This is a genomic window from Ruegeria sp. HKCCD7303, assembly GCF_013111185.1.
GTDB lineage: Bacteria > Pseudomonadota > Alphaproteobacteria > Rhodobacterales > Rhodobacteraceae > Ruegeria.
On sequence record NZ_WVRE01000002.1, the window covers coordinates 475,476 to 498,457 of the forward strand.

Below are 22,982 nucleotides of genomic sequence, written 5' to 3' on the forward strand. Positions count from 1 at the left end.
TCCGTTCTGCGGCCTTTAAGCTTCCAGGATATCGTCATCCTCAGCAGCACCCGGAGGCATATCGAAATCCAACCCATGCGCGGCGCGGATCTTATCTTCGATCTCAAATGCGATCCGGTTGTTGTCGCGCAAGTATTGCTTGGCATTTTCACGCCCCTGCCCGATCCGTTCATCGCCATAGCTGAACCATGAGCCTGACTTTTCAACCACGCCTGCTTTGACACCGAGGTCCAGCAGCTCACCCATTTTAGAGATGCCTTCGCCGTACATGATGTCGAATTCGACCTGTTTGAACGGCGGCGCAACCTTGTTCTTGACGACTTTGACGCGGGTCTGGTTGCCGACAACCTCATCCCGATCCTTGATCGCACCGATGCGGCGGATATCCAGACGCACCGAGCTGTAGAATTTCAGCGCGTTACCACCGGTGGTGGTTTCCGGGCTGCCGAACATCACGCCGATTTTCATCCGGATCTGGTTGATGAAGATCACCATGCAGTTCGAACGACTGATCGAACCCGTCAGCTTACGCATCGCCTGGCTCATTAGACGGGCCTGAACGCCAACATTACTGTCGCCCATATCGCCTTCCAGCTCGGATTTCGGCGTCAGAGCGGCCACCGAGTCGACCACGACCATGTTGACCGCCCCCGAACGCACCAGCGTATCGGTGATTTCCAGTGCCTGTTCACCAGTGTCCGGCTGCGAGATCAGCAACTCATCCAAATCGACGCCCAGTTTGCGAGCATATTGCGGGTCCAATGCGTGCTCTGCATCAACAAAGGCGCACACACCTCCACGTTTTTGTTGTTCGGCAATACAGTGCAGCGTCAGAGTCGTTTTGCCCGAGCTTTCCGGGCCATAAATTTCAACAATCCGCCCCATTGGCAGACCACCGATTCCCAGCGCGATATCCAGTCCCAGAGAGCCGGTCGAGCTTGCTTCGATATCCTGCTTGGCACCTTCGCCCAGCTTCATGATCGAACCCTTACCGAATTGCCGTTCGATCTGGGCCAGTGCGCTGTCGAGCGCCTTTTGCTTGTCTGCGTTTTTCTTGTCGCTCATTGTCAGAAGATCCGCCATTGTCCTGTCGCCTTCCCTTTTGTCACACCCTTGATCGGGCGGCAATCGCTGCTTTGTTCGCCTCTTGTTCCTTATGGGACCAAAAAGAGAACATTTCAACTAAAACTTACAGAACTCACTCTTCTGCAATTGTGTTAAAGAGTCGTTTACGACAATCTGCTCAGAGGATCAGATTGAAGCGGAACGCGATATATGCTTGTTTTTTATGAAGAACGTCTGGCTTTTCTTGCCGTTCCAAAAACCGGCAGCACGGCGTATCACAGTGCATTGCGTGACCGCGCGGATTTTGTTGTGACACATCCTCCTGAGTTGAAACATGCGCCGGTGCGCCGATTTGATCGTTTTTTTCAGAACATCTTCCTGAAAATGTACGATACAGAAATGGAAATAATGGCTGTCGTCCGTGAACCCATCGATTGGCTGGGCAGCTGGTATCGGTTTCGCAACCGCGATGACCTGATTGGACACCCTCATTCCACACATGATGTTAGTTTCGACGCTTTCGTCCAAGCCTATATGCAAGACAAGCGTCCCGAGTTCGCCGATGTTGGCAGCCAAAGCCAGTTCTTCCGCACCCGCAGCAACGGTCGTGGTGCTACGCATATCTTCAAATACGAAAACCAAACCCGGATTCTGGAATTCCTGCAGACACGGCTAAACATGGAAATCGACTTGCCGCTTGAAAACGTGTCGCCTGCCGCAAACCTGAACTTGTCAAAAGATACGGAAAGCCGATTCCGCAACAGGTTCGCCGCCGAATTTGCGATCCACGATGCGGCGTTGTAATCAGTTCAATTGTTGAAAAACGGCCTCGGTCAGTTGATTAAGTGAGAACGGTTTGGGCAGGAATGTCGAATTAGCGATACCCGGTCCAGATTCGCCGAACGCGCCCTCGGTATAGCCCGAGACAAACACCACCCGCGCGTCCGGGCGTGTTTCGTGCGCTTTGCGCACCCAAGTTGGCCCGTCCATACCCGGCATAACCACGTCGGTTACAAAGACATCCACATTCAAAGTGGTATCCTCAAGCAACCTGAGCGCCTCTTCCGCCGAGTCCGCCTCAAGCACCGTATACCCTTTCAAACGCAATGCACGCGTTGCAAAGGCGCGTACCGGCGCTTCGTCTTCGACCAAAAGCACAACCCCTTCGCCTTGCCGCGTGCTTTGTGGGTCGGGTTGGTCAGAAGTTTTTTCTTCGACCTCGTCAGCGGCGGTGCAAATCGGCAAAATGACCGTGAACTCTGTACCACGCCCCATCACACTGTCGACAAAGATAAAACCTCCGGTTTGTTTCACAATGCCATAAACGGTCGAAAGCCCTAACCCAGTGCCTTCACCCGTGCGTTTCGTTGTATAGAAAGGCTCAAACACTTTTTGCAGCTTGTCAGCCGGTATACCTGAGCCGCTGTCCACCACTTTTACCGTTACATATTCTCCGGGATGCACCGTTGCACGATCTCGGCTGAGAGGGTGTGACAGACGCATGACCTCAGTCTCAATGCGAATCTCGCCACCATCAGGCATCGCGTCTCGGGCATTGACCACAAGGTTCATCAAAACCTGTTCCAATTGCCGCTTGTCAGCGCGCACCGGTTTGAGAACTGGATCGTGGCTGAGCGTCAACTGAACCTTTTCGCCCACCAATCTGTTCAAAAGGTGAATGAGGTCCGAAATCGTGTCGCGCAGATCAAGAACTTCGGGCCTGAGCGTTTGTTTCCGGGAAAACGCCAAGAGCTGGCTGACCAATGCTGCTGCGCGGTTGGCGTTCTGATTGATCTGCACCAGATCTCCATAGTCTGGGTCATTTTGATCATGCCGCAGCAGCAACAAGTCGCAATGACCCGAGATTGCCGTCAACAGGTTGTTGAAATCATGCGCGACGCCGCCGGCCAATTGTCCCACGGCTTGCATTTTCTGGCCCTGGACAAACTGCGCCTCCAGTGTTTTCAGCTCGGTGGCATCATTCAAGACGGCAATCAGACCCGCCTTGCCCTCTAAGGCAGCTTTGCTCAATGTGACTTGCACAAAGACCTCTTTGTCATCCCGGATCAACTGCAGGAACTCTGATCGCGGCACGTCTTCGTCCGAAGCCGTTTGCGCCAGCCAATCGCGAAGTGGAATGCGCAGCCCCCGCATAATTTCATTGATGCAGGTTCCCTTGAGGCTGTCTTTCCCCAAGAGCTTTGCAGCCAGCCTGTTAGTGTCAAGAATTGTGCCATCCGAAGACAAGTTAAGGATTGGCACTGGCAGATCCTCAATCGACGCGCCTGCCCCGGGAGGTGAAGACAGTTGTATAGGGATCAATCCCAATCGCCGATGCGACCCGGATGAGGACAATTCGGCAACGGCAACCGAATCCACACCATTTCGAGTTCGAACCTGGTTGATCGCCCCCACACTTGGCGCCCCACCACAAAACAGGTCCTGAAAATCGCCAAGATCAGCCCCAAACATCTTTTCGGCGACAGAATTGAACTGCAGGATTTCACCTTTGCGTCCAACGGAGAGAACCGGGATGGTTAACTCTCGGCAGCTTTTGTCGTCGCATTCCTGAAAGCGCCAGCAATATACCTCGGGTCTCAATCGGAAAACTGTTACAGCCATCATGTTGGCATTGCTGGGAAATTCCTCGTATGCACGGTCGCTCAAATGTGCCTGAGATTGCAGCCTGAACAAAACTGCTTGCGGGTTCGAAAATGTCGACCGCAGGCACAAGGTCAGTGGTTTTTCGGCTTCGGCACCAAACCGCCTTTGTGCGTGCGTATTGGCAAGCAGAATATCACCATACCCGTTAGCAACTAGAACCGGAGCATCTTCTAGTTCCGAAAATAAGCGCATAATGGAAATGCTACGCAGTTCGAATCTGAGCTCCACCTGTTTTTTGGCTACGAAACAAAGCAGAACACCTAGCAGAGAGAGACCCGCCACTTTCAGGCCTGCGCCCCAGTTGGGCGGCACCAAATCTGTGAAAGGTGCTATCGTGATTAATAAAGCCAACACCAGCAACGATCCTACGCGCATCGCTGAGGGTTGATGGGCAGCAGTAGGGTCGCGTAACAAAGCGGCAGTATCAGGCATTAAAAAGGCTCAAGGGCAAAGGTATCGGCAGTAACAGCACAAATGGTTAACGCGCGCTTAACAAAACGCGAAAAGCGAACTTCTACCTAAGGTTGTTATTTGCCGAAAGGTCAGCGCGTCAAGTGCGCGGTGAAAAAACCATCAGACCCGTGTGTGACCTGCCATGATTTGCGGAACGTTTCTGTCCATTCGGGGTTTTGCTGCAAAAAGTCATCGACTACAGCCCCGTTTTCGTCAGCCAGGACCGAGCAAGTAGCGTAAGCCAAAACGCCGCCTGATCGGATCAAGGGGGAAATTCTTTCCAGAATACCTGCCTGAACAAGCGTGAGGTCATGCAAGCGTTCTTCGGTCAACGACCACTTTCCAGCAGGTGCACGCCGCCATGATCCGCTGCCGGAACAGGGTGCATCAGCCAGCACGATGTCATAGGGCTCGTGTTCAGCAATATCTTTTGAAGTCAATATCTTGACGTTGGCTCCCGCGCGTTCTGCTCGCGCGGGAAGGTCACGCATGCGCCCCGCATTTACATCGTGGGCGAAGACTTCTACCCCCTCATGCGCGGCCATAGCCAGCGCTTTGCCGCCACCCCCGGCGCAATAGTCAAGAACACGCATGCCTGGCTGAAGATCCAGCACTGCAACAACCCCCTGACTGGCCGCATCCTGCAACTCCACCAACCCATCTTGATAGGCCCTACCTTGCGCGATCTTCCGCGCGCCATCAGTCACTTCCAAAGCCGTTGTGCAAAACGGATGCGGTTGAGCCGTAACGCCATCCGCCCGGAGTGCGGCAATCGCAGACACCGGGTCAGTTTTCAGCAGGTTCACCCGCAGGTGTACCTGCGCGCGAGACTGCAAGGCCTCGGCCGACGCCTGTGTGTCAGGCCCTAACGAGGCGAAAAATCGAGGCCAAAGCCATTCGGGAATATCAAGCCGTTCGGCGTCGGACCGGAAGGCGCGTGGCGTCTCTGTGGGTAGCACCGGTTCAGGAGCATGACGGTCGCCGGTGAACATTGCGGAAACGTCGCCGTCCTGTGCCCGGATCGCTCCGATCATCAAACCGCGTCCAGTGTCGGCGCCACCAAGTGTTGCAAAGGACCGCTGACATCGCAGGGCGTCAAAAACGTGATCCCGCACTGCCGCGCGATCCTTTGAGCCCGCAAAACGGCTGCGACGGGCCCATCCGGTCAACGCTTTTTCAACCGGAGCACCGTCCAGAATCTCGTTGAGGATTTCAATCGCGGCCTGAACACGAGCTGCCGGGGTCATGTCGACTTCCTTAAGGTGTTAGTGAACGCAAAACGGCGCCCGTATCTGGGCGCCGCATGCAACAGGTCAGAAGATCACATCACCCGGTAATTGGGGCTTTCGCGTGTAATCTGAACATCATGCACGTGGCTTTCCTTAAGGCCTGCACCGGTGATTTTGACAAAGCTGCAGTTTTTGCGCATCTCTTCAACGGTCGCACACCCCGTGTACCCCATCGCTGCGCGCAAACCGCCCACAAGTTGATGAATCACAGCGCTGGCCGACCCTTTGTAGGGCACCTGCCCTTCGATGCCTTCCGGTACCAGTTTGTCGTTGGCTGCGTCCTTCTGAAAGTAACGATCAGCCGATCCACGTGCCATGGCACCCAGACTGCCCATCCCACGATAGGATTTGAACGAACGACCCTGATACAGAATCACTTCGCCCGGGCTTTCATCGGTGCCTGCAATCATCGAGCCGACCATGGCGCAGGAGGCCCCCGCCGCAATTGCCTTGGCAAAATCGCCCGAGAATTTGATGCCCCCATCTGCAATGACCGGAACGTCACCCGCTGCGGCGGCGCAATCTCCGATAGCAGTCAACTGAGGCACGCCAACACCCGCCACCATGCGCGTCGTACAGATCGACCCAGGGCCGATACCTACCTTGATGGCATCAGCACCCGCATCGATCAACGCTTTGGTCGCCTCGCCCGTGGCGACGTTTCCTGCAATGATTTGAACCTCATTCGACAGGGTTTTCGCGCGTTTGACGGCGTCCAGAACACCCTGAGAATGACCATGCGCCGTATCGACCACAATGATGTCGACGCCGGAATCAACCAGCTGTTCGGACCGCTCAAATCCTGCATCACCCACCGAAGTTGCAGCAGCCACTCGCAAACGACCAAGCCGATCTTTGCAAGCGGTGGGGTTCAGGACGGCCTGTTCTGTGTCCTTCAGCGTCAGAAGGCCAGTTAGTTTCCCCTGGCCGTCAACCACAAGCAGCTTTTCGATGCGTCGTGCCCGCATAAGGCTTTTGGCTTCTTCCAGATCAGCGGGTTCTTGCAGCATGGCCAAATTGTCAGCCGTCATCATCGCCTTGATCGGAGTATCGTCCGATGTTGCAAAGCGCATGTCACGGTTGGTCACGATACCCACGACACGACCTTCCGCATCCACAACAGGGAAGCCGGTGAAGTTATAGCGTTCCACCAAGGCCTGTGCATCCGCCAGCGTCTGATCCGCGCGCAATGTCACCGGGTTATAAACAATGCCCGATTCAAACCGTTTGACACGCCGCACTTCACGGGCCTGCTCTTCGACCGAAAGGTTCTTGTGGATGACCCCGATGCCACCTGCCTGTGCCATGGCGATGGCCATGCGGGCTTCGGTCACAGTATCCATAGCTGAGCTTAGCAGCGGGATGTTCATTGTGATTTCACGCGTCACCCGCGTGGTGGTATCCGCCGTTGCCGGCAGCACAGAAGATGCGCCCGGAACCAGGAGAACGTCGTCAAAGGTGAGTGCCTCACGAATCTGCATCTGAAAACCCCATGCAAAAGCCCGTTTGACGGCGACCCTATCGCATGGATTTAACCAAAGGGAAAGCCCCCCAGCGCAACTCTGAGCCATCGCTGTGCAGAAAACGCCGCTAGCTGAGCAAATCGTGCCGCTGATAGCCCTTTCCCTTTGCGCTCAACATCATATCTTGCGCCCCATACGCGCGAATATGAAAAGGTATGTCACTGATGACCACCGATCCTCTTGTAGTCTTTACGCCTTCTGGCAAACGCGGACACTTCCCCGTCGGGACCCCGATTCTCACTGCGGCCCGCCAGTTGGGTGTGGATCTGGATTCGGTCTGTGGCGGGCGTGGGATCTGCTCTAAATGCCAGATCACACCCAGCTATGGCGAATTTCCCAAGCATGGTGTCACCGTATCCGAAAACGCGCTGAGCGAGTGGAACGCGGTTGAACAGCGCTATGACGATAAACGTGGTCTGAAACCGGGTCGTCGTCTGGGGTGTCAGGCGTCGGTGCAAGGCGATGTGGTGATCGACGTCCCGCCCGAAAGCCAGGTGCATCGTCAAGTTGTACGCAAGGCTGCGGCGGCGCGTTCTATCACCATGGATCCCGCGACACGCTTGTATTTCGTGGTCGTCGAAGAACCCGACATGCACTCGCCCACCGGGGATCTTGAGCGTTTGGAACGTACCCTGCGCGAACAATGGAAGATCGAAGCTGTCACAGCCGATCTATCGCTATTGTCCAAGCTTCAGCCCGTTCTGCGCAAAGGCAAATGGGAGGTCACAGTGGCCGTTCACAAGGGCCACAACGACAGCGTTGCCCGAATTGTCGAAATCTGGCCGGGCCTGCATGAAGGCGGGCTCTATGGCTTGGCGATCGACCTCGGCTCGACCACCATTGCGGCCCACCTGACCGACCTGGAAACCGGCGAGGTCAAGGCGTCCTCGGGTCTGATGAACCCGCAGATCCGGTTTGGCGAAGACCTGATGAGCCGCGTTTCATATTCGATGATGAATCCTGGTGGCGATCAGGAAATGACCAAGGCCGTACGCGAAGCGATCAACGATCTGACGACCTCAATTGCCCAAGAGGCCGAGATCGACGCATCCCTGATCGTGGAAACCGTATTTGTTTGTAACCCGGTCATGCACCACTTGCTGTTAGGGCTGGATCCGGTTGAGCTTGGGCAAGCACCTTTTGCGCTGGCAACTTCGGAGAGCATGTCCCTGCCCGCGCGTGACATGGATCTGACGACCATGAATCCACGCGCGCAGGTTTATATCCTTCCTTGTATTGCAGGCCATGTGGGCGCGGACTGCGCCGCCGTGGCGTTGTCAGAAGAACCAGGCAAATCCGAAGATCTGGTATTGATTGTGGACGTCGGCACCAACGCGGAAATCCTGTTGGGCAACACCAGCCGCGTTCTGGCCTGTTCGTCGCCCACCGGACCTGCATTCGAAGGCGCTCAGATCAGCTCGGGCCAGCGCGCAGCCCCCGGCGCAATTGAGCGGATTGAGATCGACCCAGTCACAAAAGAACCCCGCTTTCGCGTGATCGGATCCGAGAAATGGTCGGATGAGGACGGGTTTGACCTTGATATCGCAACCACAGGAATCACCGGCATCTGTGGTTCCGGCATCATCGAAGCCGTTGCCGAAATGCGCATTGCAGGCTTGCTGGACGAAAGCGGGTTGATTGGCTCGGCCGAGCAGACTGGCACAGCACGCTGTGTCCCCGAAGGCCGAACCCATGCCTATCTGATCCACGATGCCAGCGCCGAAGGTGGCCCGCGTATCACCGTCACCCAAGGCGACATCCGCGCGATCCAGCTGGCAAAATCGGCTCTTTATGCCGGTGCACGCCTGCTGATGGATGAAATGGATGTCGACCGTGTGGACCGTGTGGTTTTGGCCGGCGCGTTTGGGGCGCATATCTCAACCAAACACGCAATGGTACTAGGCATGATACCGGATGCGCCGCTTGAGAAAGTCTCAAGCGCGGGCAACGCCGCAGGAACCGGCGCACGTATTGCACTGTGCAATATCGCAGCGCGGACTGAGATTGAACGCGTCGTACGCAAGATCACGAAAATTGAAACCGCCATTGAACCCAAGTTCCAGGATCATTTTGTCGCGGCCAACGCGATTCCACACAAAACTGATCCATTCCCGGAACTGGCGCAGGTTGTCAGGCTGCCCAACCCAAGCTTCAACACCGGCGGTGCCGACGCCGAAGCCGGTGGTGGTCGTCGCCGTCGGCGTCGCGGGTAATCATGCATTGGAGCGACCGGCTTACGTTAGCCGGTCGTTCCTTGCAGAACTTCCAAGTTCAATGGCCGTCAATGCCAGAAATCAAGTCAAACCGCGGTGCACATGCACGGCGCACGGCGCGTGACGAACAACGCGTGAAGCTGTCGATCCTAGGAAATAGTCGCTCAACCCCGGTTGGTGAGAACCAATGACGATACAATCGACACCCTGGCTTGTGGCATAATCAATGATCGTTCGGGCCGTATGGCCTTTGACGATTTCGGACTTCACCCCTTCAAGGCCCTCGACTTTTTCAAGCAATTTCAGTCGCGCTCGTTCAAAACCTTCTGCGACAAGGGATTTGTCCAGATAGGCACTGACAGACCCCTGCGGCATTTCATAAACGTGCAACGCGATTATGTCGGACCCGTTTTCCGACAATGCACGTGCAACTTCCAGCGTGTGCTGCGATATGCCGTGATCCAATGCCATAGGGACAAGAACTTTTTTATACATCGAGGCCTCCAAATCTGGCGGGACTATGCCCAGGGTCTCAGGATAATCTTGGGAGCGGCCACAGCACCAGAGCGGATATCACGAAATGCCTGCGCTCCGTCGGCCAGGGCACGTTCCTCTGCCCAGTCCAACGCACCAAGCCGTCCGTCAAAGATCGCTTCTGCCGTTTGGCGGAAATCCTTAGCCGTATAGGTGTATGTGCCGATGAAGGTGATTTCTTGCAACGTCATGCGACGCACGTCCAGACCGCCGGTGTCTTCGCCAAGACCAACATGCGCAATCACGCCGCCGGGGTCTGCGACAGCTGATGCGACGGATCGTGTTGCCGCATATCCCACAGCGTCGATAACGAGCGGGAAGTTTCCAATCGCAGCGTCCGCGATTTTGAAGTCCTCAACCTTCTGCAGATAAGTCCGGCGCAAGGCATTGGGTTCTGCAATTGTGACATCTTCGACCTCCATCGCACGCAAGGCCAATGCGGCGGCAAGCCCGATCGCGCCGCCGCCAATGACCAGAGCGCGACGGGGCATCGCCGGGTGCAACGCTTCCAGCGCCAGCCGCGCCGCATGCCAACTGACGGCCAGTGGTTCGGCCAAAGCGGCCTTCGCAAACGAGACATGATCCGGTACAACAACCAGATTTCTGTCCTGCATCGAGACAAACTGCGCAAAGGCCCCTTCGCGTGGTGGCATTGAAATGATCTGACGATCCGGGCACAGATTTTCACGACCTGCCACGCAGGCTGGACATTGACCGCAGCTCACCAGCGGATTGATCGTCACGCGATCTCCTGCGCGAAGACCCTCGACAATCACCCCGGCGGCCTCATGGCCAAGGATCAAAGGAGCCGGTCGCCGCGCATCATGGCCAAGATACGCGTGCATGTCTGATCCACAGATGCCTACGGCTTCAATCCGGATCAGATGTTCAGATGCATCGGGTACTGCATTCGGCACATCCCCGAACTCCATCTGCTCTACACCTTTGTAAACCAGTGCTTTCATTTGGCTGTGAACCCCCCATCCACCATCAAAACCTGCCCGGTCACATAGTCCGAGGCCCGTGAACACAGGAAAAGAATCGGTCCGTCGATATCCTGCATCCGACCATTGCGTCCGATGCAGGTTTGCGCCGCATTCCGCTTGGCACGCTCGGGGTCATCGAACACGGCCTGCGTCAGTTCTGTGGGGAAGAACCCCGGTCCGATGGCATTTGCAGTAATGCCAAAGGGCGACCATGCCTCGGCCATCGCCCGGGTCAATTGCCCGATCCCCGCCTTGGTTGCGCCATAGGCGATACCGCCGGGAAAGGCGCGCGTTGTTTGCAGCGAAGCAAAATTGACAATGCGCCCCCACCCCTTTTCTTTCATCGCAGGCACCATGGCCTGACTTAGAAAAAACGGTGCGCTGAGGTTCACCGCCAGCGTGGCGTCCCACCCTTCTGGCGTCACATCATCGGCGACCTCACGCGTGTTTAGCCCAGCCGCATGTACCAAAATGTCGGGCGCGCCGAACTTGGCACTGACGGCTTCCGCCACGTGCTCAATTCCGTCACGATCAGCAACATCGGCTTCCACCGAAGCGGCCCGAGAGCCAATCTCGGCTTGCAGCTGCGCCAACGCATCTTGGCGTCGAGCCACGCCAACAACCTGCGCGCCTGCGGCTGCAAGCGCGTGTGCCACTTGCCGCCCCAGCCCCGAGCTTGCGCCGGTGACACAAGCCACCCTGCCCGTCAGGTCAAACAAGGCGCGCGGGTCATCCATCTGCGGTCAGATCGAACTGCTCATCCGGGAAATACTTGGCCAAACGCACATCTGCGGCGCGTGCATGCCCTTCCATCCCTTCCAACCGAGAAATCCGCGCGGTGGCGACGGCAATGGGCTTGGACCCTTCGCGTGTTGCCCGCTGCCACGTCACGATCTTCATATATTTGTGGACACTCAGACCACCGGTATAGCTGGCCGCGCCAGAGGTCGGCAGAACATGATTGGTTCCGGTGGCTTTGTCGCCGTAGGATACAGTAGTTTCCTCACCCAAAAACAGCGAACCATAACAAGTCAGCCGGTCCAGCCACCAATCCAGATCCTCGGCCTGCACGGTCAGGTGTTCGGGGGCGTATTCATCGGAACACGCAGCCATGTCTTCGCGATTATCGCAGACGATGACTTCTGCATAGTCCCTCCACGCGGCTGCAGCGTTTTCCTTATTCAATTCGGGCAAATCGTCGATCAGCTGCGGCACCAGGTCCATGACTTTCTGAGCCAGAGCACGATCATCCGTCACCAGCCAAACCGGAGAGTTATACCCATGCTCGGCCTGACTGACCAAGTCTGTGGCGACCACATGTGCATCTGCGCTGCTATCGGCCAGAATCAGGGAGTCAGTTGGTCCTGCGATCATATCGATACCGACTTTGCCGTAAAGAATGCGCTTGGCCTCGGCCACGAACTGGTTGCCCGGCCCAACAAGGATGTTTGCGCGTGGAAGGCCGAATAGACCATAGGTCATTGCGGCCACGCCCTGCACGCCGCCCATCGCCAGAATACTGTCGGCCCCGCAAATATGGGCCGCATAGACGATCGCTGGCGCGACCCCTTCGCCCGGACGGGGCGGAGAGCAGGCGGTGATGTGGCGGCACCCGGCAACCTTGGCCGTGGTTACAGTCATGATCGCACTGGCGATATGGCTGTAGCGCCCGCCGGGCACGTAGCACCCTGCCGCATCTACGGGTATGGCCTTTTGTCCCGCCACAACTCCGGGCACGATCTCGGTCTGAACGTCCGACACAGTGGCTTTTTGTGTTTCGGCAAAGCGACGCACATTGTCATGGGCAAAGCGGATATCGGCTTTTAGTTTCTCGGGCACCAACGCTATGGCCGCGTCGATCTCGTCCTGGGTCATCAGGACATTTCCGTCGAACTTGTCGAATTTGGCGGCGTATTCCAATGCCTTGGCGTCGCCTCCGGTCTCGATATCAGACAGGATTGTCTTGACCGTATCATGCACCTCGGTCGCATGAGACTGCGCCGTCAGGGTTGCCTTTTTCAGATAGTCACGGGGCATGTTGCAAAGGTCCTATTGGTAGATTTCAGGAAGCAAGGTGGTCGAGACAGCTGGTACGTAGGCGATCAAGAGCACCACGATCAGCATAGTCAATACGAAAGGCACGGCCCGGGCGGCAATCTTCAGAATCGACTCGCCGGTAATGCCAGACACAACGAACAGGTTCAGACCCAGCGGTGGCGTGATGAAACCAACACCCAGCGCGGTGATCATCATGATGCAGAACTGGATCTCGTTCATACCGATATTGTCGGCCAAGGGTTTCAGGATCGGTGCCAGGATCACGATGTTGGGCGTCGTTTCCATCACGCACCCCGCAGCGATCAGAATGCCGATCATCAACAGGATCAGCAGATAAGGATCATCCGTCAGCGACGTTACCGAGGCCACGAACCCCTGGGGCACGCCCATGATTGCCAGCGCTTCGGCCAACGGCGCGGAAAAAGCGATGATGGGCAGGATCACCCCGTTCACTTTCGCCGAGCTGACCAACATGGACGGGAAGTCAGCCAGCGTCAGCGTGCGCAGAATGAACCCCATGATGATGGTGACCACCACGGCGGTCGCACCGGCCTCGGTCGGCGTCAGTCGGCCCGAAAAGATGCCGTAGAAAATGATGCCCGGCACGATAAAAGCGTACCAGCCTGATTTGAGGGCTTTGCCCAAGTTGGACAGCCATTCGCTCATAGTCATCATGCCGCCGCCCTCATAGGCGTATAGACGATTCATGATGATGTTGGTGATCAGGATCGATACCAGAATGGCCAGTCCTGGGATCAGAGCGGCCAGAAACAGTGTCGAGGCGGAAATACCCAGCACAAGGCCGATGATGATGTATGCGATAGAGGGTGGGATCAGGATGCCGGTACAGGCCCCGGCGGCTACTAGTGCACAGGCATAAGGGCGCGGATACCCGCTTTCGACCAGACGGTTGATGGTCATCCGGCCCACGGCAGCAGCGCCCGCCGCGTCCGAGCCCGAGATCGCCGCGAACATGCCGCAGACAAGCACGGTGGCCGAGCCGAACCCGCCCTTGGCGAAGCAGGTCAGCGCCTCGGCCACGTCCAGAAACTTGCGCGACAATCCTGTACGAACCAGAACGTCTCCGGTCAGGATGAACAGGGGCACAGCGGTCAGCGCGAATGCATCGATACCGGTGAAAAGGCTTTCGCCCACCAAGCTTAGCGGCAAGTCGCCAGACATGATCAGCATTACAATAGCTGCCGACCCAATAGCGGCCCATACAGGCACGGCCATGGCGATCAAAGCAACGAAAAGAATTACAGGGACATAGAAATCCCAGCCGAGTTCAACGGTTTGATTGAGGGAATTCCAAAGCATTCAATTTCTCCTCAGTCAAACAGCTTGTCGCCTTCGAAGACGGGGGTGCCGTCTCGCAGACATTTCAGATCGCGTATCAGGGATTGGATCAGCCGCCAGATCATCAGCGCAAACCCAGTTGGAACGGCCATGAGGAACCAGACTTTGGAAACCCGCAACCCATCTGTGACTGAGCCGAACTTGGCTGAGACATGAACCGCCTCGTAAGACCAATAGAGCGCGATCACGGCCACGACGAACATCACCAGATCGCCGAAGATATAAAGCAACGCCTTGGGGCGCAGTCCAAGGTAATGCATGATGACGTCAATTCGGATATGCGCACGTTCCTTGACCGCAGCGGCGGCCCCGATCCAGGCGAGGTAGATGAAGGAATAGCGCACGATCTCTTCGCCCCAGATCGAGGAGTAAGCGAAGATCTCACGCCGCAGCACTTCGATCGCCATGGTGATCACCAGCATCACGTAGAACACCAGCAACAACCAGCGCTCTGCGTTTCGGTCAATGTTTTGAAGAATGGCCATCTGATCCTCCGGCGACAGCACAGCCAGACCCTCGCCCGTCGTGGCGGGCCGATAACAGACTGACTGCAGAAAACAATCGTGGACGCCCGGATGGCGTCCACGGATAGCGCCTTAGGCGTCGTGAACGTAGTATTTGCCCTGCGTTCCGGCGGCTTCGACCAGCTTTTCGAAGTTTTCCATCGACCCGGCCAGTTCGGTCTTGAACGGATCCCAATCGGCGTTCTGATAGCCGCCCGCATCCTGCCATTCGGCCAGTTGGTCTTCGCTGAGCGAGTGGAATTGGACGCCTGCCTTGTTCAACTCGGCCATGGCGTATGCACGTGCTGACGGAACTTTGGAGAGGTTCTGATGCGCAGTCATTTCAGACCCCCACATGATGCCTTCCTGAACATCAGCGGGCATCGAGTTGAACCACTCGAGGTTACAGGAATAAACCTGACTGTCCGGAACCGCCTGTGTGAAGGTTACATGGCTCAGGATGTCCTTGAAGCCAAAGACAAACAGCGCCCCGACCGAGGGGTCAAGCGCATCCGCGACACCCTGCTTGATGGCCGAAGGCGTCTCACCCCAGGCAACAGGCGTCGGGTTGGCACCAACCATACGGTAATACTGCTGGAGCATCTTAGAGCCGGGAACGCGGAACTTTATGCCACTCATATCGCCCGGCGTGATGACCGCATTGCCACCCTGCCGAACCGCGACAACACGCGGGTCAATGTTAACGTAGAACAGGGCCTTGAAGCCCGCAGCTTCGACCTTGGGATGAACTTCGTTCTTCCACGTGTCAGAATGGACAAGATTGGTAAAACGCTGGTTCGAACCGCACAGATACGGCATGTTGATCAGGTCAACAGTCGACGCAAAAGGCGCGAAGTTCGAAAGCGAATGCTGCGCCGCCTGAATGGTCCCGCCCTGCACTTTCTGAACGAGGGAACCGCCAGCACCCAACTGCCCGCCCGGTGCCAGTTTGACATAGACTTTGCCATTAGTGGCGTTCTGGATGTTCTCTTTCAGGTCCAGCTGCATGATTGGATAGCTGCGTGAGGCGCCCAGAACGTAGGCCGTGGCGACCGTCATCACATGGTCTGCAGCTTGCTCGCGCTCGCGCTCTTCCTTAGCGGTCTGCGCTGCGGCCTCCGACGACCACAACACCCCGCCTGCCCCGGCTACCAAGGCAGCTGTGAACGCACCACTTGCGCTCAGCTTTAGAAAATTACGGCGTTCGGCTGACGCCAGTTCGGTCTTGTCGTTGTTCATGAATTGCCCTCCCAAGCAAAAATTCAGCTACCGTTTGTTGCGTCGCGGTCAGCTTCCTTTTTCAGAATTGCGACAACGAACAAGATCGACGCCGCGAACAGAACCAACATCTCTCCAACGTCCCCAAGAAACGCGCTGTTCGCATAGGCACCAAGGGCGACGTTGGCGAAGTAGATCGCAAAAACGACAGCAGATGCAGCGACAAACATATTCGGGGCTCCCAATAGAATCGGCTCTCAAATTCATTTGTAAGCGCTTACATGATAAATGCAAGCGCTTACATAACCACTTTCATCACACCCAAAAAACGCATAACTTAGGGCAAACGGAACTAAGAGTTTGAAAATGTCAAAGCACCGATCCGCACCGACGCTGGATGACGTTGCCAAGGCGGCGGGTGTTTCCACCGCCACGGTGTCGCGCTGTCTGAACAATCCGCAACGCGTTGTTGAAACGACGCGCCAGCGTGTTTTGTGCGCGGTTGATGAACTGGGATATACGCCAAACTTTGCAGCCCGAGTGATGGCGGCAAAGCGGTCTTTCACAATCGGTGCAATCATTCCAACGATGGAAAACTCCATTTTTGCGCGCGGTTTGCAGGCGTTTCAAGAAGAGATTCACAAACGCGGTTACACGCTGCTTGTCTCAAGCTCTGCCTACAAACCCGAAGCCGAGGAAGAGCAGATCAGAACTCTGGTTGCGCGCGGCGCTGACGGGCTTTTGCTGATCGGTCATGACCGTGAAGAACGGATCTATGACTATCTGGAACGGCAAAAGATACCAGCGCTGGTTGCTTGGTCTTTCAACCCAAGCAACCGCACACCTTCGGTCGGATTCGACAACCGGCAAGCGATGAAAACCCTGGCACAACAAGTTATCGCGCTTGGGCATCGACGTCTCGCCACGATTTCAGGCATCAGCAAAGGCAACGACCGTGCTCGGTTGAGAATCGCGGGCATCAAAGACGCGATGGCGGAAAGCGGACTGCTGCCAGACGACCTGATCGTAGTGGAAACCACTTATGAAATCGAAAGCGGTGCCGACGCTTTCAAGAATCTCATGTCTCAAACCCCTGCCCCGACGGCGGTTCTGTGTGGCAATGATGTTCTGGCCGTGGGCGCAATGCGCCAAGCGCAAGAGATGGGACTAAGCGTGCCTGACGAAATCTCGATCACCGGGTTCGATGACATCGAATTGGCCTGTATAGTTTCACCTACTTTGACAACGGTTCATGTCCCCCATCGTAAAATGGGTCAAAAAGCAGCATTGGAATTGATACATATGATTGAAACAAGCGCGCCCGGACGTTCCGTTGAACTGTCCACCCGCTTGGTTGCGCGAGATTCTTTGACCGGGGCAAAGGAAAACCAGATCCGTTAGACTCCGCATGGCCGTGGCGTGCTCTGGAGCGGGTAGCGGGAATCGAACCCGCGCGTTCAGCTTGGGAAGCTGACAGGCTACCATTACATCATACCCGCCGCGCCTTTTGAGATATCACCAGTAATGACAGAGGTTCAAGCCGGCGCGAGACAGATCAGGCGAAATTATCACTCAGTCCGGGCGCGCAGGCTGTCGATCAACGATTGGTCTACGTCAAGCGCTTCTCCGGCAGCTTCCAAGGTCCGTTTGTCCAAGTGCTGAGGGTTCAGGTCAACACCATCAGAAAACGCTTCAACAATGGCTTGCATCGCCTTGATACGAGCGTGTTTCTTGTTGTTCGCAGGTATGACGTGCCATGGGGCCAACTCGGTCGAGGTGCGCGCCAGCATTTCGTCAACGGCAACCTCAGCAACATCCCACTTTTCGCGATTTCGAAAGTCTTCGTACGTCAGCTTCCAGCGTTTCAAAGGGTTTGTCAGCCGCTCGGTAAAGCGACGCATCTGTTCTTCTTGTGAGATGTGAAAGAACAGCTTCACGATCCGCGTGCCGTCATCGACGAGCATGCGTTCAAAATCATTGATTTCCTGATAGGCCGCGCGCCACCGTTCTTCCGGTGTCAGTTTTTCAATCCGCTCGACCAGAACCCGACCGTACCAGCTGCGGTCAAAAGCCGAGATCGCGCCCGCAGGCGGCAAACGTTCCCAAAATCGCAAAAGATAGTGCCGGTTGAGGTAGTAGTTTCGCGGGGCACCGATGGGCCAAACCTTGAAACTTCGCGGGTCCAGCGCTTGGCTGATCCGGCGAATAGTTCCCCCTTTTCCTGCAGCATCCCACCCTTCAAAAACCAAAACGCCCTTGAGGCCATGAAAAAGATAAGCTTGTTGAATTCTGGCAAGCTTGGCTTGTAAATCGATCAGTTGATCAAAATAATCCTTCTTGTTTAGACGCTTAGTCAGGTCTGCATCCGAAAGTTTCGGGGGATGATGTTTACTCATGGTGCCACCTGATCTTTGTGCGAATGATCTGGCTATTGTGAAACCTTCTGCGCAATCGACATTGATCAGAGTCAAAAAGGCCGGGCACTGGGCCCGGCCTTTGGTGTCAAATTAGATCCGATCAGGCGCGGCGGCGACGGCCACCACCGCGACGGCCACCGGCGGCACCGGCTTCGTCAGGCGCTTTGTTGAACCGGATCCACTCGCCGCCATGCGGGTCGTTGTTGGTCAGCAGGTTGGCGGCCCGAATGGCCTCCATCTCTTTGCCAGCGCGCGGCTTGGTCGAACCCAAACCGAACATCTGTACAAATGCTTCGTCATCCATGCCTTCAGGCAGAATGATGCCAGCTGCGGCCACGGCTTCTTTCTTCTCGGCGATCTTTTTCTGTGTCACCGGCAACGCGACCGGGTTCATGATGGCCGAGGTCATGCCAGCGCCCATTGCCATCGGCAGGAAGGCGTTGTTGATGCCGTGACGGTTTGGCAGACCAAACGAGATGTTCGAGGCACCGCAGGTGGTGTTCACGCCCAGCTCTTCGCGCAGACGACGGACCAGAGCAAACACCTGTTGACCGGCAGTCGCCATAGCTCCAATCGGCATAACCAGTGGGTCTACCACGATGTCATGTGCCGGGATGCCGAAGTCAGCAGCACGCTCAACGATTTTTTTGGCAACGTCAAAGCGTACATCGGGGTCTTCCGAGATACCGGTGTCATCGTTCGAGATCGCCACAACCGGTACGTTGTACTTTTTGACCAGCGGCAGAACCAGTTCCAGCCGCTCTTCTTCACCAGTGACCGAGTTCAGCAGCGGACGACCCTCAGCCGCCTCAAGACCGGCCTCCAAGGCACCCGGAACCGACGAGTCGATGCACAGCGGCACTTCGACCAGACCCTGCACCAGTTCAACGATCTTGCGCATCAGCGGCGGCTCGGTCTCGTTCGGGTTGGGGTTCGAGTTGTAGACAACGCCTGCGTTGATATCCAGAACGGTTGCGCCCGCCATCACCTGCGCCAGCGCGTCTTTCTCAACGGTCGAGAAATCGCCCGCTTCCAGTTCGGCCGCCAGCTTTTTGCGGCCGGTCGGGTTGATCCGCTCACCGATCACACAGAACGGTTCGTCAAAGCCCAGAACGGCGGTTTTTGTTTTTGATTCTACGACTGTACGGGTCATGTCCGTTCCTTAGGAGTTTACAGGCTTTGCCGAAGCGCCGCCGTTATTGATCGCCCAGTTGGCATTGGTTTTGATTCCACCCAGCGGGAAGAAATGCACGTTGGTGATGTTGAAATCCGGGTTGGCCGCTTTGTGCTCGGCCAGTTCCGTAATCACGTCAGTCGGCTCATAAGGAAGCAGCAACTTGGACACGTCCATAGCGCGTTTCTGTAGAACCTTCAGCGACGGGCCAACGCCACACGCGATGGCAAACTTAATCAGCGTTTGCAGCTTTGCCGGACCCGCGATGCCGATATGGATCGGCAGATCGATACCCGCCCCTTTCAGGCTGTCAGCCCATGCGATAATCGGCTTAGCGTCAAAGGCAAACTGGGTTGCCAGCGCCATTTCGGCATCGGTGGTTTCGTTGAACTTCTGCTTCCAGCGCAGAGCATCGTCCACGTTCTTGGTCGAGCCATCGGGGTCGATGTCCTTGTTGCCTTCCGGGTGACCGGCCACGTGCAGGCGCTTGAAGCCAGCCTTGTCGAACAGGCCGGTTTCCAACAATTGCATCGAGCTGTCGAAGTCGCCATGCGGGTTGGTAACGCCACCGGCCAGCAGCAACGCCTGATCAACGCCCGCTTCGCCCTGGTACATGGAAATCCAGTTTTCCAGCGTCGCCGCGTCTTTGATGATCCGCGCCGGGAAGTGCGGCATCACCTGATAGCCGTCGGCCGCGATGCGCTTGGCGGTCTTGACCATGTCCTCAATCGGGGTGCCCTCGATATGAGCGATATAGACGCGTGTGCCTTCAGGCAGCAAAGCGCGGAAATCGTCGACCTTTTCAGCGGTACGCGGCATCACCTCGATCGAATAGCCCTGCAAAAAGGCTTCGACGGTTGGGTTCACAGGGCCGGTTTCGACCGCATCACGTTTTTTGAAGTTCAGCAAAGCCATTTCGGCCTCCCTTAAAATCTGGGCTTACGCCCAACCGTCATTGGCGATCAGCGCTTTGACGCGGTCCTGATCGTATTCTGTTTCCAGACGCACCGCCTCGGTCTCGGCAATCTCGGCGGGATCGCCATCTACTGCAAAGGGTGCGGCTTTGCGCCATTCGGCCAGGTAGGCATCACTGTCCTTGGCGTTCACCTTCATGGCAGCCCGGTCGATGGCTTGCTCGAACCGTTCTTCCAACTGCCGCTTTGCGCCACGACGGCCTTTGCCGACGATGACCTGAGCGGGAATGTCGCGCCAATACACGATTGTGACGTCAGGCATTGCTGTGATTCCTCCTAACCCGATGGGCCGGTTCTAAACTTCAAACTTAGCTTTGGTCGGTCGGTTTTCGACACACGACGCTTTTCCAGCGACCTTTTTACCAAAGCTAGCCAAGGGCGCTTTTACACAAACAAACGGCAGACGCGCATATCATAATTCTCAACGTCACTATGAAAGCGCTGCATAAAACGCAAAAACCCTGGACGGAGTTATCCGTCCAGGGCGGTATTTCAAAGGTCAGTGCGGTTTAGCCGACCAAACCACCATCTTCGCGAGTCACCGCGATGATCGCCGAACGCGGAACTGCATCACCGCCTTCGGGCCAGTGGCTGTTGCCATCCTCACCCGGGTGCTGAATGCCCACGAACATGGTACGGCGATCCGGTGACCAGCTGAGGCCGGTGATCTCACACTCATTCGGGCCGACAAGGAAACGGCGGATTTCACCGGTGACCGGGTCACCTGCCAGCATCTGGTTGTTGCCCTGCCCTTCGAAGTCGCCTTCATTGCCATAGTTGCCGTCGGTCTGGATCCACAGCAGGCCATTGCTGTCGAATTTCAGACCGTCGGGCGAGTTGAACATGTTGTCGGCATTAACGTTGTCAGACCCTCCGTAGGCATCCTGATGCACATTGGGGTTGCCCGCCAGCACATACAGATCCCAAGCAAAGCCCGAGGCGGTATGATCACCACCTTCAGGACGCCAGCGCACGATCTGGCCGTAGTTGTTGGCCTCACGCGGGTTCGGACCGTTGACCGAAGTGTCATCACCACCGGCATTCGGCTTGACGCCCCGGTTCTTGTTGTTGGTCAGACAGCAGTAAACCTCGGCCACGTTCGGGTTTGCAGCAACCCACTCCGGGCGATCCATGGTGGTCGCGCCTACGGCAGAACCGGCCTGACGAGTGTGGATGCTGATTTCAGCTTGCGAAGCCAAACCGGTCGTCTCGGGCGTCAGATCCAGCCATTCGCCCGTACCGTCGTCATTGAACTTGGCAACAGACAAGGTGCCGTTTTCCAACAAGGCATTGGTGTCAACTCCAGCGGCGTAAACGCCATCCGAAACAAAGCGATACAGGAACTCGCCACGTTCATCGTCGCCCATGTACACAACAACACGACCGTCATTGTTCACCACCGACTCGGCGTTTTCATGCTTGAATCGGCCCAGAGCGGTCAGCTTGCGCGGAGTCGAATTTGGGTCAGTTGGGTCGATTTCGACCACATAACCGGCGCGGTTCGGTTCGTTGGGGTTTTTCGAGACGTCGAACCGATCATCGATCTTGGCCCAGCCATAGCCCCAATCTTTCGACGAGACGCCATAGCGCTTCAGTTCTGCACTAACCTCGTGGTTTTCATCTTCTGCCGAAAAGTAGCCGTTAAAGTTTTCTTCACAGGCCAGGTAGGTGCCCCACGGCGTCATGCCATTGCCGCAGTTGTTCCAGGTCCCTTTCGAGGTGGTGCCTGTCGGGTCCGCAGCGGTTTTCATCAAGTCATGAGCAGCCGCAGGGCCGGTGATCGTCATATCGGTCTGCGGTGTAATACGACGGTTGTACGGGCTGTCTTTGACGATGCCCCATGTACCGTCCGTGTTGGCAATCTCGACCACAGTCACGCCGTGCGCCATCATACCCTTGGCCACATCGTCGTCCGAGGCCGCCTTGGCATCAGGGTTGTTGCCCCAAAGGATGTCACGGTTGGTATATTCGTTGTTTACGACCAGCAGCACGTGGCCATCGTGGAAGAACACGTCCTGACCGTCAGTGTTGTCGCCAAATGCACGCTCTTGGCTGGCAGCGGTGCCACGGGTCGCGTGATCGAACTCGGGCGCGTCAGACCACAGCGGGTCGCCCCAACGCACCATAACCTCGGCTTTGTAGCCTGCAGGAACAACAACATCGTCTGCAGTGGAAACCGGAATCGCTTCAAACGAGAACCGGTCGGCTGCCGCGCGTGCGCCCGTAGGAATCAGTGCACCGCCAACAGCCGTAAAACTTCCCATGGCAAGAACGCCGCCCAGAAAACCGCGACGCGACAATGCGCGTTCGACAACACGATCAAATTCGCATTCTTCAGGGCGTGGATTTACGACTTCATCGAATTCGTCAAAGGAAAGGGGACGCTCATCATTCATGGCAGGCTCCGTATCTGGCTGTAAGCTAGTAAAGAATCCCAAAATCGGGTTCGGGCACTCAAATCGCATTTCAGTATGAACGACATGTGACACTGACGTTAATTTCAAAATTGAAATCACTTGCACGTCGGCAATCCCCCGCCTAGGGTCAAGTTA

20 protein-coding genes and 1 tRNA gene are annotated in these 22,982 nt (G+C 56.4%); 3 read left to right on the plus strand and 18 right to left on the minus strand.

What is annotated here, in order from left to right:
- Positions 1-15 precede the first annotated feature (15 nt).
- Positions 16-1,083 carry a recombinase RecA gene (gene recA / locus GS630_RS07005; protein WP_171174088.1) on the minus strand — a complete coding sequence of 356 codons (1,068 nt, stop codon included), beginning with the start codon at positions 1,081-1,083 and terminating at the stop codon, positions 16-18.
- 192 nt (positions 1,084-1,275) lie between these two features.
- Between recA and GS630_RS07010 the strand changes: the two genes are divergently transcribed.
- The gene (locus tag GS630_RS07010; protein ID WP_171174090.1) at positions 1,276-1,869 is read left to right on the plus strand and encodes a sulfotransferase family 2 domain-containing protein; all 594 of its coding nucleotides are present in this window, start codon (positions 1,276-1,278) and stop codon (positions 1,867-1,869) included.
- Here the strand turns inward: GS630_RS07010 and GS630_RS07015 are convergent, their stop codons facing one another.
- The 3 genes from GS630_RS07015 to guaB form a co-directional block, all read right to left on the minus strand.
- Positions 1,870-4,161, minus strand: a complete 2,292-nt coding sequence (locus GS630_RS07015) for an ATP-binding protein (RefSeq protein ID WP_171619064.1) — start codon at positions 4,159-4,161, stop codon at positions 1,870-1,872.
- 110 nt (positions 4,162-4,271) lie between these two features.
- Positions 4,272-5,429 carry an RsmB/NOP family class I SAM-dependent RNA methyltransferase gene (locus tag GS630_RS07020; protein ID WP_171619066.1) on the minus strand — a complete coding sequence of 386 codons (1,158 nt, stop codon included), beginning with the start codon at positions 5,427-5,429 and terminating at the stop codon, positions 4,272-4,274.
- A gap of 74 nt (positions 5,430-5,503) precedes the next feature.
- Positions 5,504-6,952, minus strand: coding sequence for an IMP dehydrogenase (gene guaB / locus GS630_RS07025; RefSeq protein WP_171238884.1), 1,449 nt, complete (start codon positions 6,950-6,952; stop codon positions 5,504-5,506).
- A 206-nt stretch (positions 6,953-7,158) separates the two neighbouring features.
- Here guaB and GS630_RS07030 point away from each other — a divergent pair, with 206 nt between their 5' ends.
- Positions 7,159-9,207 carry an ASKHA domain-containing protein gene (locus GS630_RS07030; protein ID WP_171619068.1) on the plus strand — a complete coding sequence of 683 codons (2,049 nt, stop codon included), beginning with the start codon at positions 7,159-7,161 and terminating at the stop codon, positions 9,205-9,207.
- 81 nt (positions 9,208-9,288) lie between these two features.
- Here GS630_RS07030 and GS630_RS07035 read toward each other — a convergent pair whose 3' ends face one another.
- The 8 genes from GS630_RS07035 to GS630_RS07070 form a co-directional block, all read right to left on the minus strand.
- Positions 9,289-9,702: a universal stress protein gene (locus GS630_RS07035; protein WP_171174101.1), complete on the minus strand. Its 414-nt coding sequence runs from the start codon at positions 9,700-9,702 to the stop codon at positions 9,289-9,291.
- A 23-nt stretch (positions 9,703-9,725) separates the two neighbouring features.
- Entirely contained in the window at positions 9,726-10,706 is a 981-nt protein-coding gene (locus tag GS630_RS07040) for a zinc-binding dehydrogenase (protein WP_171174103.1), read from the minus strand.
- Positions 10,703-11,464, minus strand: coding sequence for an SDR family NAD(P)-dependent oxidoreductase (locus GS630_RS07045; RefSeq protein ID WP_171174105.1), 762 nt, complete (start codon positions 11,462-11,464; stop codon positions 10,703-10,705). The genes GS630_RS07040 and GS630_RS07045 overlap by 4 nt, the downstream gene beginning before the upstream one ends.
- Positions 11,457-12,764 (minus strand): histidinol dehydrogenase, encoded by a 1,308-nt coding sequence (gene hisD, locus GS630_RS07050; RefSeq protein WP_171174107.1) that lies wholly within the window; start codon positions 12,762-12,764, stop codon positions 11,457-11,459. Before hisD ends, GS630_RS07045 begins: the two co-directional genes overlap by 8 nt.
- A gap of 12 nt (positions 12,765-12,776) precedes the next feature.
- Positions 12,777-14,105 (minus strand): TRAP transporter large permease, encoded by a 1,329-nt coding sequence (locus tag GS630_RS07055; RefSeq protein ID WP_171174109.1) that lies wholly within the window; start codon positions 14,103-14,105, stop codon positions 12,777-12,779.
- A gap of 11 nt (positions 14,106-14,116) precedes the next feature.
- Positions 14,117-14,629 (minus strand): TRAP transporter small permease, encoded by a 513-nt coding sequence (locus GS630_RS07060; protein ID WP_171619072.1) that lies wholly within the window; start codon positions 14,627-14,629, stop codon positions 14,117-14,119.
- Between the two features lie 111 nt (positions 14,630-14,740).
- The gene (locus GS630_RS07065) at positions 14,741-15,886 is read right to left on the minus strand and encodes a TRAP transporter substrate-binding protein (RefSeq protein WP_171234234.1); all 1,146 of its coding nucleotides are present in this window, start codon (positions 15,884-15,886) and stop codon (positions 14,741-14,743) included.
- A gap of 23 nt (positions 15,887-15,909) precedes the next feature.
- Positions 15,910-16,095, minus strand: coding sequence for a hypothetical protein (locus tag GS630_RS07070; RefSeq protein WP_171174115.1), 186 nt, complete (start codon positions 16,093-16,095; stop codon positions 15,910-15,912).
- 136 nt (positions 16,096-16,231) lie between these two features.
- On the opposite strand from GS630_RS07070, the gene GS630_RS07075 reads away from it, so the two are divergent.
- Positions 16,232-17,266, plus strand: coding sequence for a LacI family DNA-binding transcriptional regulator (locus tag GS630_RS07075; protein WP_171619074.1), 1,035 nt, complete (start codon positions 16,232-16,234; stop codon positions 17,264-17,266).
- 24 nt (positions 17,267-17,290) lie between these two features.
- Here GS630_RS07075 and GS630_RS07080 read toward each other — a convergent pair.
- The 6 genes from GS630_RS07080 to GS630_RS07105 form a co-directional block, all read right to left on the minus strand.
- Positions 17,291-17,364: transfer RNA gene (locus tag GS630_RS07080), tRNA-Gly, on the minus strand.
- Positions 17,365-17,433: 69 nt separating this feature from the next.
- On the minus strand, positions 17,434-18,261 hold the full coding sequence (locus tag GS630_RS07085) for a polyphosphate kinase 2 family protein (protein ID WP_171237550.1): 828 nt from the start codon (positions 18,259-18,261) through the stop codon (positions 17,434-17,436).
- 121 nt (positions 18,262-18,382) lie between these two features.
- Complete coding sequence (locus GS630_RS07090) at positions 18,383-19,435, minus strand: methyltetrahydrofolate cobalamin methyltransferase (RefSeq protein WP_171174122.1); 1,053 nt, start codon at positions 19,433-19,435, stop codon at positions 18,383-18,385.
- Between the two features lie 9 nt (positions 19,436-19,444).
- Positions 19,445-20,371: a methylenetetrahydrofolate reductase gene (locus tag GS630_RS07095; protein WP_171619076.1), complete on the minus strand. Its 927-nt coding sequence runs from the start codon at positions 20,369-20,371 to the stop codon at positions 19,445-19,447.
- Between the two features lie 24 nt (positions 20,372-20,395).
- A complete protein-coding gene (locus GS630_RS07100) occupies positions 20,396-20,692 on the minus strand; it encodes a virulence factor (RefSeq protein WP_171174126.1) in 297 nt (98 codons plus the stop codon).
- 247 nt (positions 20,693-20,939) lie between these two features.
- On the minus strand, positions 20,940-22,826 hold the full coding sequence (locus tag GS630_RS07105; protein WP_171711923.1) for a PhoX family phosphatase: 1,887 nt from the start codon (positions 22,824-22,826) through the stop codon (positions 20,940-20,942).
- Positions 22,827-22,982 lie beyond the last annotated feature (156 nt).